This window comes from Kitasatospora sp. NPDC048545 (assembly GCF_040651155.1).
GTDB lineage: Bacteria > Actinomycetota > Actinomycetes > Streptomycetales > Streptomycetaceae > Kitasatospora.
In genome coordinates this window covers 26,618-40,946 of record NZ_JBEZIQ010000009.1, presented here as the reverse complement: position 1 = coordinate 40,946, position 14,329 = coordinate 26,618, and the positions used below count along the sequence as shown (strand labels likewise).

Here is a 14,329-nt window from a genome sequence, read left to right as displayed (position 1 = left end):
GTTGTCGCGGTGACTGCCGGTCTGGTTCTGGGGCCCGTCTCGGTCAGCCCGCGGGGTGGTTGGCCCAGAGCGACGGGTCGTCGACGTTCTCCTTGGTGACCAGGGATGAGGGGAGCTGGTCCTCCAGGCCGTTGGGCAGGGAGATGATGGTCGACTGGTGGTCGGTGGGCCCGGGTCGGAAGGCCTTGCCTTCGGCGGCGGACTTGGCGTAGTACAGGGCGTACTTGGCGTAGAGGTCGGCGGGCTGGGAGACGGTCGCGTCGATGTCGCCCTTGCGGATCGCGGCGAGCTCGGCGGGGCTGCCGTCGTTGGAGACGATGCTGATGTGGCCGCTCTGGCCGGCGGGCTTGAGCAGGCCCTTCTGACGCAGGAGATCGAGGGCGGGCTGGAGGAAGACGCCGCCGGCCTGCAGGTAGATGCCGTTCAGGTCCGGGTTGGCGGCAAGGGTGGACTGGAGCTTGGCGGACGCGATGTCGCCCTTCCACTCGGTGGCCAGCGCGATCACCTGGATGCCGGGGAAGTTGCGTTTCATGCAGGCGGCGAATCCCTCGGAACGTTCGTAGCCGTTGATGGAGCTCAGTGCGCCCTGGAGCTCGGCCACCTTGCCCTTGCCGCCGAGCTGCTTGCCGAGGAACTCGCAGGCCTTGGCGCCGTACGCCTTGTTGTCGGCGCGGACCACCATGTAGACGCTGCCGTGCTCCGGTTCGGTGTCCACGCTGATGGCGTGGACGTTCGCACGGAACAAGTCGGAGAGTGTCGAGTCGGTGGCCACGGTGTTCTGCGGCGCCATGACGATGGACTTGGGATGCCGGGCGGCCAGCGAGTGGATGTTGGCGGTGAACGTCGCGTCGTCGCCGTCCGAACGGGTCGGGGGCAGGACACGCAGCTGCTGGTCGTCGATCTCCTGCTGGAGGTACTTCGCGTAGGCCTTCCAGAAGTCGGAGTCGGCGCGGGGGATGTCGATGCCGATCTGCGGGCGGGAGCCGCCGGGGTCGTCAGTGACCCCGCAAGCGGTGAGGCAGCCGGCGAGCAACACGGCGACGGAGCCGGTGCGGGTGGTCCGGATGGTTCGGATCTTCATGTGTCAGACCGTCCTGGGCGGTGGGGGGCGTGCGCACTGGGGGGATGTTCGGGACTCGGCACGTCGCCGTCAGAAGACGGTGCCGAGGTCCAGGGAGCCGGTGCCGGCGGCCAGCCAGTCCTCGACGGCGGCGACGTGCACGGTGCTGGCACTGGCGGCCAGGACGGCATCGCGGTTGACCAGCGCCAGCCAGATGGCCTCGTGTTCGCGGTGGGCCTGCTCGCGGGCGGTGGTGTGCGTACCGCGGACGATGCGCAGCCGCTGGGTGTGGGTGGAGAGGATGCCGAGCAGGGTGGACAGAACGGGGTTGCCGACGGCGTCGGCGATGGTGCGGTGGAAGTCGATGTCCAGCTCGATGAACTCCTCGATGCCGGCGGCCGCGGCGCTCCGGTCGAGGGCGGCCCGCAGCGTTCGCAGGTGTTCGTCGGTGAGCAGGCCGGCGGCGAGGGCGGTGGCCTGTGGCTCCAGCAGGCGCCGTACCTGGAGGAGCTGTCGGGCGGTGCGGCCGTGGGAGACGTCGGCGGCGAAGGCCATGGCTTCCAGCAGGAGGTGGGGTTCCAGGCCGGAGACGTAGGTGCCGTCGCCCTGCCTGGGGACGAGGATCCGCATCGCGGTGAGCGCTCGGACGGCCTCGCGCAGCGAGTTGCGCGACAGCCCGAGCTGGTCGGCGAGGTCGGCCTCGTTGGGGAGTCTCGCGCCGGGTGGCAGGGCGCCGGAGACGATCATCTCCTTGATCTTCTCGATGGCCTGGTCGGTCACCGTCATGGGTGTTCGCCTCCTGCGTGCGGGCATGGGAGTGGTGGTCGGTCGAGAGGCGGGGAAGGGGAGGCCGAAGCGGCGCGACCGGTTACCCGCCGGGCTGGTCGCGCCGCTTCGGCGGCTCTCAGGTCGTCGGACCTGTCACTCCTGCTTCTCGCCGGAGGTGAAGCGGGAGATGATCAGGGCGACGATGATGATCGCGCCGTTGAGGAACTGGTTCCACAGCGGCGGCACGCCCGCGAGGGTCATGACGTTGACCACGAGCTGGAGGGTCAGCACACCGGTGAGCGCACCGAACAGGGTGCCGCGCCCGCCGTTGAGGCTGACGCCGCCGATGACGGTGGCGGCGAAGACCTGGAAGATCCACCCGTTGCCCTGGTCGGCGGAGATGGAGCCGTAGTGGCCGGTGTAGAGGACGCCGGCGAAGGCGGCCACCAGGCCGCCGAGGATCAGCACGATCCAGGTGATCCGGTCGACCCGGATGCCGGCGGCACGGGCGGCCTCGGAGTTGCCGCCGATCGCGTACAGGGCGCGGCCGTGGCGCAGCCAGGCGAGCGCGCACCCGCCGGCCAGGAAGAGCAGGGCGCAGATCCAGATTGCCGCCGGGGCGCCGAGCCAGCTGGTGCTGCCCAGGTAGGTGAAGGAGCCGGGCAGGTTGACGATCGACTGGCCCTGGGAGATGGCGACCTGGAGTCCGCGGAGCGCGGTGAGCGCTCCGAGGGTGACGATGAAGCCGTTGAGACGCAGCTTGAGGATCAGGAAGCCGTTGATCGCGCCGATGAGCGCGCCGACGGCCAGGCACAGCGGGACGGCGGTCCATTCAGGGAAGAGCCCGAGGCCGTTGAAGCGCGCGCCGTGGTCGGGCAGGACCAGCCAGACGGCGATGACGGGGGCCACGCCGATCGTGGACTCCAGGGAGAGGTCCATCCGGCCGGCGATCAGAATCAGCGCCTCGGCCAGGACGAGCAGGCTCAGTTCGGTGGCCTGCTGGCCGACGCCCAGGAGGTTGTCGGAGGTGAGGAAGGCGGGTGAGACGGCGAAGCCGATGACGCCCAGGACGAGCAGGACCGGTACGAGCGACAGGTCGCGGTAGCGGGCGAGGTCGAGGCGGCGGCCGGCGGGCGCGGCGGGGGCGGTGGCCGCGTGGGGGCGTACCTCAGTGGTGGGAGACATGGGGTTCCTTCGTGTCGGTCGGGCCGGACATGCCCTCCATGGCTGCGACCAGCTGTTCATCGCTCCAGCCGTGCTCGAATTCAGCGACGACGCGGCCGTGGAACATGGCCAGGACGCGGTCGCAGACCCGCAGGTCGTCGAGTTCGTCGGACACGATCAGGGCGCTCTTACCGGCGTCGGCGACCTCGCGGACGGTGCCGAGCAGGGACTCCTTCGACTTGACGTCGACGCCGTTGGTGGGCCGGATGGCCACCAGCACGTGCGGCTCGGTGGCCAGCGCCCGGGCGATGACGACCTTCTGCTGGTTGCCGCCGGACAGCGCGGACACCGGGGCGGAGGCACCGGGCGTCTTGATGTCCAGGCCCTTGATCATCCGCTCGGCGAACGCCCGGGTGCGCGAGGGCAGTACCGTGCCGAACGGCCCGAGCTGGTCGGTGACGGTCAGCGTGGCGTTCTCGGCGACACTGCGTTGCGGGATGAGGCCCTGGATGTGCCGGTCCTCGGGGACGAACCCGATGCCGGCGGCGAGGGCGGCGGGGACGCGCCCGGTGCGCACCGGGCGGCCGGCGACGGTGACCGTGCCACTCCCGGGCTTGTGCAGGCCGGCGATGGTTTCGCCGAGTTGGACGTTGCCGCTGGCGGCCGAGCCGGCCAGGCCCACGACCTCTCCGGGGCGCGCAGTCAGGGAGAAGTCCGCGTAGGCGCCGGCCAGGGTGAGGCCGGAGACGTCCAGCAGCGGGTCGCCGTCCGGGCGCGTCTGCCCCTTCACCGACCACGCGGGTTCGGTGCCGCGCGCCCGCTCGCCGGTCATCGCCTCCACCAGTGCCTTCTGGTCGAGTTCGGCGACCGGTGTGGTGACGATGTGCCGGGCGTCCCGGTAGACCGTGACGGTCGCGCAGAGGTCGTAGACCTCCTGGAGGTGGTGGGAGATGAACAGGAACGCGACGCCCTGTTCCTGGAGCGAGCGCAGCTTGTCGAAGAGCCGATCGATGCCGCGGGCGTCGAGCTTGGCGGTGGGCTCGTCCAGGATGATGAAGCGGGCGCCGAAGGACAGCGCCCGGGCGATCTCGACGAACTGGCGCTGCTCGATGCTCAGGTCCTCGGCGCGGGCGGTCGGGTCGACGTCGACGCCGTACTCGGCGAGCAGCTCGGTGGCGCGGTGGCGCAGCCGCTTCCAGCTGATCGGGCGCAGCGCTGCGGCGCTCTGCCGGTCGAGGAAGAGGTTCTCGGTGACGGTCAGCGCGGGGAGGATGGTGGAGCGCTGGTAGACGCAGGCGACCCTGGAGCGCCAGGCGTCGGTGTCGCCGGGGGCCGGAGCCGGCTCGCCGTTGAAGCGCAGGGTGCCGGTGTCGGGGTTCTGCAGGCCGGTGAGGATGGAGACGAGTGTGGACTTGCCCGCGCCGTTGCGGCCGACCAGGGCATGCGATTCGCCGGGCGCGACCGAGATACGGGCGTCGCTGAGGGCTACCGTGGCGCCGAAGCGCTTGCTGATCCCGTCGGCCTCGACGACGGGGCCCCGGGCGGGGCTGGGGTCCGCCATGGCGGGGTGTCCTTTCCGCAGGATCCGAGAACGGCGGCGCCGAGAGGGGAGCCCGGGCCGCGGCTCACGAGGGGTCGGTGGGGTTACTTGCCGACGTTGTTGCCCCAGAGGGACTTGTCGTCGACGTTGTCCTTGGTGACGAGGGGTGCGGGAAGCTGGTCCTCCAGGCCGTTGGGCAGCTGGATGATGGTCGACTGGTGGTCGGTGGCCCCGGCTTGGAAGGTCTTGCCCTCGGCTCCGGCCTGCGCGTAGAAGAGGGCGTACTTGGCGTAGAGGTCGGCGGGCTGGGAGACGGTCGCGTCGATGTCGCCCTTGCGGATCGCGTCGAACTCCTGCGGGATGCCGTCGTTGGAGACGATGGCGATGTGGCCGGGCTCTCCGGCGGGCTTGAGCAGGCCCTTCTGCTGGAGCAGGGCGAGGGTGGGCTGGAGGAAGACGCCGCCGGCCTGCATGTAGACGCCGCCGAGGTCCGGGTTGGCGGCCAGGGTGGACTGGAGCTTGGCGGAGGCGACGTCGCCCTTCCAGTCAGTGGCCAGCTCGATGACCTGGATGCCGGGGAACTTCTCCTTCATGCAGGCGGCGAAGGCCTCGGAGCGGTCGCGCCCGTTGATGGAGCTGAGCGCGCCCTGGAGCTCGGCGACCTTGCCCTTGCCGTCGAGCTGCTTGCCGAGGAACTCGCAGGCCTTGGTGCCGTACGCCTTGTTGTCGGCGCGTACCACCATGTAGACGTTCCCCTTGTCGGGGCGGGTGTCGACGCTGATCACGGGGATCTTCTTGGCGGACAGCTGCTCAAGGGTGGAGGCGATCGCACCGGTGTCCTGTGGGGCCATCACGACGGCCTTGGCGCCGGTGTTCTGGAACACCTGGACGTTGGCGACCAGCTTGGTGACGTCGTTCTGCGAGTTGCTCAGCGGCAGGGTGTTCAGGCCCTGGGCGGAGGTGTCCTGCTTGATGTACTGCGCGTAGGAGTTCCAGAAGTCGGAGTCCGCACGCGGCAGATCGATGCCGAGCGCCGGCTTGCCGCCGGCGGCGGAGGAGTCCGACGCGCTACCGCGGTTGCAGGCCGTGGTGAACCCCGCCAGGACGATCACGGCGGCGGCCGTGGCCGCAATTCTGGAGGAGCGAGGCTTCATGGTGCTGATCTCCTTGGCTGGGATGTCCGGGCTCCCCCGTGGGGCGTGGAGCCGGCGTGGTGGGAGGCCGAGACGCCGTCCCGGTGGGGCGAAGCGGGCGGGGGGAGCCGGCCTCCCTTCCAACCCTCACCGGGAGGGAGGCCGGTTCCTGGTTGCGGCGGTCCGTGGCAGACAGCGCCGGATCGCGCTTCCCGCAGTCATCGGATGGCTTGCGGTCACGAGGACCATACGAGCCTGACATCTGACTGACAAGAGGAAACCTCGGATGATTCTCAACCGTGACGTCCAGGTTTCCGTGCCGTGTCATGGATGAAGTGATATTTCCGCCATGAGCTGCGCATTTGACGGATGGTTGGAGGACGTACGAGCCGAAGTGGTCGGCAAACGTCGGAGGACTTCTTGCGATGATGCGACTGAGGCTCGTATGGTCAGGGCGTCACGGATTCATCCGATGTGTTGGCCGGTGAAGAGCCCCGGCCCGCAGACGTATGACGGGAGTCAGGGCATGAAGCTACTGCGGATCGGACCGGCGGGAGAAGAGGTTCCGGCAGCCCTCGGCGACGACGGGCGGGTCTTCGCACTCACGGGCCTGACCGCCGACATCGACGGGGCGTTCCTCGCCACCGGCGGAATCGACCGAGCCCGCGCGGCACTCGCGGCGGGCGCCCTGCCCGAGCTCGACCCCTCCGGCCTGCGGGTCGGGGCGCCGATCGTTCGCCCCGGCAAGGTCGTCTGCATCGGCCTCAACTACCGCGACCACGCCGAGGAGACCGGAGCGGCCATCCCCGGTCGGCCGGTGGTGTTCATGAAGGACCCCTCCACCGTGGTCGGCCCCTGCGACCGGGTGCTGATCCCGCGCGGTTCGGTGAAGACCGACTGGGAGGTGGAACTCGCGGTCGTCATCGGCAAGGAGGCCCGCTACCTGGCGGATGAGGACGCGGCAGCCGCGTGCATCGCCGGGTACGCGATCAGCAACGATGTGTCCGAGCGCGAGTTCCAGCTGGAGTACTCCGGGCAGTGGGACCTGGGCAAGTCCTGCGAGACCTTCAACCCGCTCGGTCCCTGGCTGGTGACGCCGGACGAGGCCGGCGACCCGCAGGCCCTCGGCCTGCGTCTGGCCGTCAACGGCGAGTCGCGCCAGGACGGCAACACCAAGAACATGATCTTCGATGTCGCCCACATCATCTGGTACCTCAGCCAGTACATGGTGCTCAACCCCGGCGACGTCATCAACACCGGCACCCCGGCCGGCGTGGCCCTGGGCCTGCCCGGCAACCCCTACCTGCGCGACGGAGACACCGTCGAACTGACCATCGACGGCCTCGGCACCCAGCGCCAGACCTTCTCCAACGCGTGAAAGGCACCACCTTGTCCGCAACCACAGCGGCGCGGATCACCGCCATCGACACCTACGACATCCGCTTCCCCACCTCGCGGGAGCTGGACGGGTCCGACGCGATGAACCCGGACCCCGACTACTCCGCCGCCTACCTGGTGTTGCGCACCTCCGACGGCGAGCCGGAGGGCCACGGGTTCACGTTCACCATCGGCCGTGGCAACGACGTCCAGGTCGCCGCCATCGACGCGCTGAGCGAGCACATCGTCGGGCGTTCCGTCGCCGAGCTGTGCGCCGACCCCGGCTCCCTGTACCGCGACCTGATCGGCGACAGCCAGTTGCGCTGGCTCGGACCCGAGAAGGGCGTGATGCACATGGCGATCGGAGCCGTGGTCAACGCCGTCTGGGACCTCGCCGCCAAGCGTGAGGGCAAGCCGCTGTGGCAGCTGCTGGCCGACGCCGACCCCGAATGGCTCGTCTCCCAGGTCGACTTCCGCTACCTCACCGACGCGCTCACCCCCGGCGAGGCCCTCGAACTGCTGCGCAAGGGCAAGCAGGGCGCACCCACCCGAGCCGCCGAACTCGTGCGCCGCGGCTACCCCGCCTACACCACCTCGCCCGGCTGGCTCGGCTACTCGGACGAGAAGCTCACCCGCCTCGCCAGGCAGGCCGTCGCGGACGGCTTCACCCAGATCAAGCTGAAGGTCGGCGCCGACCTTCAGGACGACGTCCGCCGCTGCCGCACCGCCCGCCAGGCCGTCGGCCCGGACATTCGGATGGCGATCGATGCCAACCAGCGCTGGAACGTCGCCGAGGCGATCGAGTGGACGAATGCCCTCGCCGAGTTCGACCCGTACTGGATCGAGGAACCCACCAGCCCCGACGACATCCTCGGCCACGCCGCCGTCCGGCGCGGTGTCCACCCGATCAAGGTCGCCACCGGCGAGCACGTGCAGAACCGCATCGTCTTCAAACAGCTGCTCCAGGCCGGCGCCATCGACATCCTCCAGCTGGACTCGGCCCGGGTGGCCGGCGTCAACGAGAACCTCGCCATCCTGCTGCTCGCCGCCAAGTTCGGCGTCCCGGTCTGCCCGCACGCCGGCGGCGTGGGCCTGTGCGAACTCGTCCAGCACCTGTCGATGTTCGACTACGTCGCGCTCTCCGGTACCACCGAGGACCGCGTCATCGAGTACGTCGACCACCTCCACCAGCACTTCCTCGACCCCGTGGTCATCGACGGAGGCCACTACCGGGCGCCCACCGTGCCCGGGTTCTCCGCCACCATGCACCAGGACACCATCGACACCTACACCTACCCCGACGGCGCGTTCTGGGCAGCCGACCTGGCCGGCAGCGACAAGGAGGAGCGCTCATGACGACCGACCTCGACGGGCTCACCGCCCTGGTCACCGGCGGTGCCTCCGGCATCGGACTGGCCACCGCCCAGGTGCTCGGCGAGCGCGGAGCGGACGTCGCCGTCCTCGACCTCGACCCGAGCAGCGTCCGCGCCCCGCTGCGCGGCTTCACCGCCGACGTCGCCGACGACCACTCCGTACGCGCCGCCGTCCAGGCGGCGGCCGAAGCGCTCGGCGGCATCGACATCCTGGTCAACAATGCCGGCATCGGCGCCGCCGGGACGGTCGAGGACAACCCGGACGAGCAGTGGCACCGCGTGCTGGACGTCAACGTGCTCGGCATCGTCCGCACCACCCGCGCCGCCCTCCCGTACCTGCGCCGCTCCGCCTGCGCCTCCGTGGTCAACACCTGCTCGATCGCCGCCACCGCCGGACTGCCGCAGCGCGCGCTGTACTCGGCGAGCAAGGGCGCCGTCTACTCGCTCACCCTGGCCATGGCCGCCGACCACGTCCGCGAAGGGATCCGGGTCAACTGCGTCAACCCCGGCACCGTCGACACCCCGTGGGTCGCACGACTGCTGGACGCGGCCGCCGACCCGGCCGCCGAACGCGCCGCCCTGAACGCCCGCCAGCCCACCGGACGGCTGGTCAGCGCCGAAGAGGTCGCCGCCGCCATCGCCTACCTCGCCTCCCCCGCCGCCGCCAGCGTCACCGGCACCGCGCTCGCCGTGGACGGCGGCATGGCCGGTCTGCGCCTGCGACCGGAGCCACGCCGGTGAAGCTGCGCCACAACGTGCTCGGCCGCAGCACGGCGCAGGTGACCGCACTCGCGTTCGGCGCCGCCGGCATCGGAAACCTGTTCACCCCGGTCACCGACGCGCAGGCCGAACAGGCCGTCACCGCAGCCTGGGAGTCCGGCGTACGGTACTTCGACACCGCCCCGCACTACGGCCTGGGCCTGTCGGAGCGCCGGCTCGGTGACGCCCTGCGCGAGTTCCCCCGGGACCAGTACACGATCTCCACGAAGGTCGGCCGGCTGCTGGAGCCGGCTCCCTCCGGCGACGGCGACGACCTGGCCAACGGCTTCGCCGTTCCCGCCACGCACCGCCGCGTCTGGGACTTCAGCGCCCGGGGCGTGCGCCACTCCATTGAGGACAGCCTGAACCGGCTCGGCCTCGACCGGATCGACATCGCCTACCTGCACGACCCCGACGACCACGCCGAACAGGCGCTCACCGAGGCCTATCCGGAACTGGAACGCCTGCGCGCCGAAGGCGTCCTGGGGGCGATCGGCATCGGCATGAACCAGGCTGAGCTGCCCGCCCGCTTCATCCGCGAGACCGACCTCGACGCCGTCCTGCTGGCCGGCCGCTACAGCCTCCTCGACCAGCGCGGACTGGCCGAACTGCTGCCGCTGGCCGAGGAACGGCAGGTCGCCGTGGTGGTCGGCGGGGTCTTCAACTCCGGCCTGCTCGCCGATCCGAGGCCCGGAGCGACCTTCGACTACGCCGCCGCTCCCACCGAACTTCTCGACCGGGCAGTGCGGTTGAAGGACGTCTGCGAGCGGCACGGCGTGCCGCTGCGCGCCGCAGCTCTGCGGTTCCCGTTCGGGCACCCGGCGGTGGCGAGCGTCCTGGTCGGCACCCGCAGCGCCGGTGAGGTCCGGGACGCCGCCGCCATGCTCAACCACCCCGTCCCGGCGGCACTCTGGGCGGACCTCAAGGAACGAGGACTGTTGCCCGCGGACGTCCCCACGCCCGAGGAGGTGAGCTGATGCGCATCGCCCTGTTCATCACCTGCTTCAACGACACGCTCTTCCCCGACACCGGCCGCGCGGTGGTGACCGTGCTGGAGCGGCTCGGCCACCGCGTCGAGTTCCCCCAGGAACAGACCTGCTGCGGCCAGATGCACTTCAACACCGGCTACCGCCCCGACGCCGTTCCGCTGGTCACCCGTTTCGCACGGACCTTCGTCGACTACGACGCCGTGGTCACCCCCTCCGCCTCCTGCGCCGGCATGGTACGCGACAACCACCCCCTGCTCGCCCGGGACTACGGGAACACCGACCTCCTACAGCAGGTCACCGAACTGGTGCCCCGGGTTCACGAGTTCACCGAGTTCCTGACCGACGTGCTCGGCGTCACGGACGTCGGCGCCCGCTTCCCGCACCGCGTCGCCTACCACCCCACCTGCCACTCCCTGCGCGGCCTTCGCCTCGGCGACCGCCCCGACCGCCTGCTGCGCGCGGTCAAGGACATCGACCTGGTGGACCTCCGCGCCGCCGACTCCTGCTGCGGCTTCGGCGGCACCTTCGCCGTCAAGAACGCCGACACCTCCGCCGCGATGCTCGCCGACAAGAACGCCGCCGTCCTGGACAGCGGCGCCGAGGTCCTGTGCGCCGCCGACAACTCCTGCCTGATGCACATCGGCGGCGGACTGTCCCGCCAGGGCTCCACCGTGCGGACCATGCACCTGGCCGAGATCCTCGCCGCCTCCGAAGGGAAGAACCGATGAGCGACCGCGGCGTCGTCTGGCTCGGCTCGCCGTCCTTCCCCGAGGCCGCCCGCGAGGCGCTCGGCAACACCCAGCTGCGCGCCAACCTGAAACGCGCCACCACGACCATCCGCGACAAGCGGCTCGCGGTCGCCTCCGAACTGGACGACTGGGAGCAGCTGCGCGACGCCGCCGCCGCGATCAAGAAGCGGACCTCACGCCACCTCGACCGCTACCTCGTCCAGTTGGAGGCCGCCGTCACCGCCGCGGGCGGCACCGTGCACTGGGCTTCGGACGCCGCCGAGGCCAACCGCATCGTCACCGAACTCGTGCAGGCCACCGGCGAACGCGAAGTCGTGAAGGTCAAGTCCATGGCCACGCAGGAGATCGGCCTCAACGAGGCCCTCGCCGAAGCCGGCATCACCGCCTACGAGACCGACCTCGCCGAACTCATCGTCCAGCTCGGCGACGACCGGCCCTCCCACATCCTCGTCCCCGCGATCCACAGGAACCGCACCGAGGTCCGCGACCTGTTCACCGCCGAGATGGGCCACTGGGGACAGCCCGCACCCGACGGGCTCACCGACTCACCCGCCGAGCTGGCGGATGCGGCCCGGCTGCACCTGCGGAGCAAGATCCTCACCGCCAAGGTGGCCGTCTCCGGCGCCAACTTCGCCGTCGCCGACACCGGCACCGTCATGGTCGTGGAGTCGGAGGGCAACGGCCGGATGTGCCTCACCCTGCCCGAGACCCTCATCACCGTCATGGGCATCGAGAAGGTCGTGCCCACCTGGACCGACCTGGAAGTCTTCCTCCAGCTCCTGCCCCGCTCCTCCACCGGCGAGCGGATGAACCCGTACACCTCCACCTGGACCGGGGTGACGCAGGGCGACGGGCCACAGGCCTTCCACCTGGTCCTGCTCGACAACGGCCGCACCGACACCCTCGCCGACACCGTCGGCCGCCAGGTCCTCGGCTGCATCCGCTGCTCCGCCTGCCTCAACGTCTGCCCCGTCTACGAGCGCACCGGCGGCCACGCCTACGGCTCGGTCTACCCCGGACCGATCGGCGCCGTCCTCACCCCGCAACTCGTCGGCGTGGAGAACGCCGCTTCGCTGCCGTTCGCGTCCACCCTGTGCGGGGCCTGCTACGACGCCTGCCCCGTGAAGATCGACATCCCCGAAGTGCTGGCGCACCTGAGGGCCAAGGCCGTCGAGACCAAGCCGAAGCGGACGGAGGCCCTGGCCATGAAGGCCGCCGCCACCGTCCTCGACTCCCCGCGCCTGCTCTCCGCCGCCCAGAAGGCCGCCGCCATCGGCGGCCGCGCCCTGGCCCGGAACGGGCGCATCGGCCGACTGCCGGGCCCGCTGCACGGCTGGTCCGACACCCGCGACACCCCCGCACCCCCCGCCGAGTCCTTCCGCACCTGGTGGCGCAAGAACAGGGACGAAGAAGCATGAACAGCCGGCAAGCCATCCTCGCCCGTATCCGCTCCGCGCTCACCGACGTCCCCGCCGGCGAACTGCCCACCGACGTCCCCGTACCCCGCACCTACCACCGCAGCCACACCGAACCGGGCCAGGACACCGTCGCCCTGTTCGCCGAACGCGTCGCCGACTACCGGGCGAACGTCACCCGCACCGATCAGGCGGGCCTGCCGGCCGCCATCGCCGACGCGCTCACCGCGTGCGGGGCGAGAAACCTGGCGCTGCCCGACGGCTTTCCCGTCGAGCTGCTCCCGTCCGGCGACTGGCAGTGGCACCCGGAACCCCTGGCCGTCCCGGCCCTGAACGCCCTGGACGGCGCGATCACCCTGGCCGCCGCCGGCATCGCCGTCACCGGCACCGTCGTCCTCGATGCCGGCCCCGGCCAGGGCCGCCGCGCCCTCAGCCTCGTCCCGGACTACCACCTGTGCGTCATCCGCGCCGAGCAGATCGCCGACGACGTCCCCGACGCCCTCGCCCGCCTCGACCCGCGGAACCCGCTCACCTTCATCTCCGGCCCGTCCGCCACCAGCGACATCGAACTCGAACGCGTCGAGGGCGTCCACGGCCCCCGGACCCTGCACGTCATCGTCGTCACCGAAGAGGCACCGGAGGCATCATGAGAGTCGCCCTGCACACCCGCGTCCGCGCCGACCGGATCGCCGAGTACGAGGCCGCCCACCGCGCGGTGCCCGCCGAACTCACCGCCGCCATCGGCTCCGCCGGCGTCACCTCCTGGACCATCTGGCGCAGCGGGACCGAGCTCTTCCACATCCTCGAATGCGAGAGCTACCCCCGGCTCCTCGCCGAACTGGAACACCTCCCGGTCAACACCGCCTGGCAGGAGAAGATGGGCGAACTGCTCGACATCAGCCACGACTACTCCAAGGACGGTGCCGAGGCCGGCCTCCCGGTGGTGTGGGAACTGTGACCGGACCTCAGATCATCGACGCGCACCACCACGTCTGGGACCTCGACACGCGGCCGCAGCCCTGGATCACAGGAGAGGCCCTCGCTCCACTGGCCCGCTCCTTCACCACCGCCGACCTCGCCCCCGAAGCCGCGCAGGCCGGAGTGGTCGCCACAGTCGTCGTGCAGACCATCTGCGTCCCCGAGGAAACCCCTGAACTGCTGGCCCTGGCCGATGACAGCGACCTGATCGCCGGCGTCGTCGGCTGGACCGACCTCACCGCCCCCGACGTTGCCGAAGCGATCGCCGCCCTGCGCGAACTCCCAGGCGGAGAAAGACTGGTGGGCATCAGGCACCAGGTCCAGGAGGAACCCGACCCCGCTTGGCTGCTGCGCCCCGACGTCCAGCGCGGCCTGATCGCCGTCGCCGGCTCCGGCCTCGCCTACGACCTCGTCGTCGAACCGCACCAGCTGCCCGCCGCCACCCTCGCGGCCGCCCGGCTCACCGGCCTGACGTTCGTCCTCGACCACCTCGGCAAGCCCCCGATCGCCGAGGGCACGCTCGACCCCTGGGCAGCGGACCTGCGCCGCCTGGCCGCGCTGCCCAACACCGTGTGCAAGCTCTCCGGCCTGGTCACCGAGGCCGCCCCCGGTCGGTGGCGCACGGAGGACCTCACGCCCTACGCCGACACCGCCCTGGAAGCCTTCGGCCCGCAACGCCTCCTCTTCGGCTCCGACTGGCCGGTATGCACCCTTCAGGCCGACTACGCCGAGGTCATCCGGACCACCCGGCACCTCACGGACGGGCTCAGCGCGGGGGAGAAGGACGCGGTGTTCCGGCACAACGCGATCCGCGTGTACGGGCTCGGCGCCCCGCGTCGGCCCGCGGAGGGACGGGCCGGCCCGACGGGACCGTAGCCGACCCGGCCGAAGTACGGCCCGTCAGGGGCAGCCGCCGCACGGACGGCCTCCTGCGGATCTTGCCGGATCGCCTTGACCTGTCGCGGTCAAGACGGCCTCCGGGGGTGCCATGGAAGCTATGCTGCAACGATCAGGACCAGGGAGG

14 protein-coding genes are annotated in these 14,329 nt (G+C 70.8%); 9 read left to right on the top strand and 5 right to left on the bottom strand.

The annotated features are described in order from the left end of the window. Positions 1 to 43: 43 nt before the first annotated feature. From AB0D10_RS11235 to AB0D10_RS11215, 5 genes are all read right to left on the bottom strand, one after another. Positions 44 to 1,081 (bottom strand): sugar ABC transporter substrate-binding protein, encoded by a 1,038-nt coding sequence (locus AB0D10_RS11235; RefSeq protein WP_360254289.1) that lies wholly within the window; start codon positions 1,079 to 1,081, stop codon positions 44 to 46. Positions 1,082 to 1,150: 69 nt separating this feature from the next. Further along, positions 1,151 to 1,846, bottom strand: coding sequence for a FadR/GntR family transcriptional regulator (locus AB0D10_RS11230; protein WP_360254287.1), 696 nt, complete (start codon positions 1,844 to 1,846; stop codon positions 1,151 to 1,153). Between the two features lie 135 nt (positions 1,847 to 1,981). Continuing rightward, a complete protein-coding gene (locus AB0D10_RS11225; protein ID WP_360254285.1) occupies positions 1,982 to 3,013 on the bottom strand; it encodes an ABC transporter permease in 1,032 nt (343 codons plus the stop codon). Next, positions 2,997 to 4,553: a sugar ABC transporter ATP-binding protein gene (locus AB0D10_RS11220; protein ID WP_360254283.1), complete on the bottom strand. Its 1,557-nt coding sequence runs from the start codon at positions 4,551 to 4,553 to the stop codon at positions 2,997 to 2,999. The genes AB0D10_RS11225 and AB0D10_RS11220 overlap by 17 nt, the downstream gene beginning before the upstream one ends. A gap of 83 nt (positions 4,554 to 4,636) precedes the next feature. Continuing rightward, positions 4,637 to 5,686, bottom strand: coding sequence for a sugar ABC transporter substrate-binding protein (locus AB0D10_RS11215; RefSeq protein ID WP_360254281.1), 1,050 nt, complete (start codon positions 5,684 to 5,686; stop codon positions 4,637 to 4,639). Positions 5,687 to 6,191: 505 nt separating this feature from the next. Between AB0D10_RS11215 and AB0D10_RS11210 the strand changes: the two genes are divergently transcribed. The 9 genes from AB0D10_RS11210 to AB0D10_RS11170 are packed head-to-tail and all read left to right on the top strand — an operon-like array spanning position 6,192 to position 14,181. Beyond that, positions 6,192 to 7,043, top strand: coding sequence for a fumarylacetoacetate hydrolase family protein (locus AB0D10_RS11210; protein ID WP_360254279.1), 852 nt, complete (start codon positions 6,192 to 6,194; stop codon positions 7,041 to 7,043). Between the two features lie 11 nt (positions 7,044 to 7,054). Beyond that, the gene (locus AB0D10_RS11205; RefSeq protein ID WP_360254277.1) at positions 7,055 to 8,398 is read left to right on the top strand and encodes an L-fuconate dehydratase; all 1,344 of its coding nucleotides are present in this window, start codon (positions 7,055 to 7,057) and stop codon (positions 8,396 to 8,398) included. After that, entirely contained in the window at positions 8,395 to 9,156 is a 762-nt protein-coding gene (locus AB0D10_RS11200; RefSeq protein WP_360254275.1) for an SDR family oxidoreductase, read from the top strand. The genes AB0D10_RS11205 and AB0D10_RS11200 overlap by 4 nt, the downstream gene beginning before the upstream one ends. Positions 9,157 to 9,158: 2 nt before the next feature. After that, complete coding sequence (locus tag AB0D10_RS11195; RefSeq protein WP_360254546.1) at positions 9,159 to 10,151, top strand: aldo/keto reductase; 993 nt, start codon at positions 9,159 to 9,161, stop codon at positions 10,149 to 10,151. Further along, a complete protein-coding gene (locus AB0D10_RS11190) occupies positions 10,151 to 10,891 on the top strand; it encodes a (Fe-S)-binding protein (RefSeq protein ID WP_360254273.1) in 741 nt (246 codons plus the stop codon). The genes AB0D10_RS11195 and AB0D10_RS11190 overlap by 1 nt, the downstream gene beginning before the upstream one ends. Then, positions 10,888 to 12,330: a LutB/LldF family L-lactate oxidation iron-sulfur protein gene (locus AB0D10_RS11185; RefSeq protein ID WP_360254271.1), complete on the top strand. Its 1,443-nt coding sequence runs from the start codon at positions 10,888 to 10,890 to the stop codon at positions 12,328 to 12,330. The genes AB0D10_RS11190 and AB0D10_RS11185 overlap by 4 nt, the downstream gene beginning before the upstream one ends. Beyond that, a complete protein-coding gene (locus tag AB0D10_RS11180) occupies positions 12,327 to 12,977 on the top strand; it encodes a lactate utilization protein C (RefSeq protein WP_360254269.1) in 651 nt (216 codons plus the stop codon). The genes AB0D10_RS11185 and AB0D10_RS11180 overlap by 4 nt, the downstream gene beginning before the upstream one ends. Then, positions 12,974 to 13,285, top strand: coding sequence for an L-rhamnose mutarotase (locus AB0D10_RS11175; RefSeq protein ID WP_360254267.1), 312 nt, complete (start codon positions 12,974 to 12,976; stop codon positions 13,283 to 13,285). The genes AB0D10_RS11180 and AB0D10_RS11175 overlap by 4 nt, the downstream gene beginning before the upstream one ends. Beyond that, on the top strand, positions 13,282 to 14,181 hold the full coding sequence (locus AB0D10_RS11170; RefSeq protein ID WP_360254265.1) for an amidohydrolase family protein: 900 nt from the start codon (positions 13,282 to 13,284) through the stop codon (positions 14,179 to 14,181). The genes AB0D10_RS11175 and AB0D10_RS11170 overlap by 4 nt, the downstream gene beginning before the upstream one ends. The last annotated feature ends 148 nt before the right edge of the window (positions 14,182 to 14,329 follow it).

What these genes read in the sequence shown, in the direction of transcription:
- AB0D10_RS11210 (WP_360254279.1), top strand. Translation starts at nt 6,192, where the DNA reads ATGAAGCTACTGCGGATCGGACCGGCGGGAGAAGAGGTTCCGGCAGCC.
- AB0D10_RS11180 (WP_360254269.1), top strand. Translation starts at nt 12,327, where the DNA reads ATGAACAGCCGGCAAGCCATCCTCGCCCGTATCCGCTCCGCGCTCACC.
- AB0D10_RS11225 (WP_360254285.1), bottom strand. Translation starts at nt 3,013, where the DNA reads ATGTCTCCCACCACTGAGGTACGCCCCCACGCGGCCACCGCCCCCGCC.
- AB0D10_RS11190 (WP_360254273.1), top strand. Translation starts at nt 10,151, where the DNA reads ATGCGCATCGCCCTGTTCATCACCTGCTTCAACGACACGCTCTTCCCC.
- AB0D10_RS11175 (WP_360254267.1), top strand. Translation starts at nt 12,974, where the DNA reads ATGAGAGTCGCCCTGCACACCCGCGTCCGCGCCGACCGGATCGCCGAG.
- AB0D10_RS11235 (WP_360254289.1), bottom strand. Translation starts at nt 1,081, where the DNA reads ATGAAGATCCGAACCATCCGGACCACCCGCACCGGCTCCGTCGCCGTG.
- AB0D10_RS11200 (WP_360254275.1), top strand. Translation starts at nt 8,395, where the DNA reads ATGACGACCGACCTCGACGGGCTCACCGCCCTGGTCACCGGCGGTGCC.
- AB0D10_RS11185 (WP_360254271.1), top strand. Translation starts at nt 10,888, where the DNA reads ATGAGCGACCGCGGCGTCGTCTGGCTCGGCTCGCCGTCCTTCCCCGAG.
- AB0D10_RS11220 (WP_360254283.1), bottom strand. Translation starts at nt 4,553, where the DNA reads ATGGCGGACCCCAGCCCCGCCCGGGGCCCCGTCGTCGAGGCCGACGGG.
- AB0D10_RS11215 (WP_360254281.1), bottom strand. Translation starts at nt 5,686, where the DNA reads ATGAAGCCTCGCTCCTCCAGAATTGCGGCCACGGCCGCCGCCGTGATC.
- AB0D10_RS11230 (WP_360254287.1), bottom strand. Translation starts at nt 1,846, where the DNA reads ATGACGGTGACCGACCAGGCCATCGAGAAGATCAAGGAGATGATCGTC.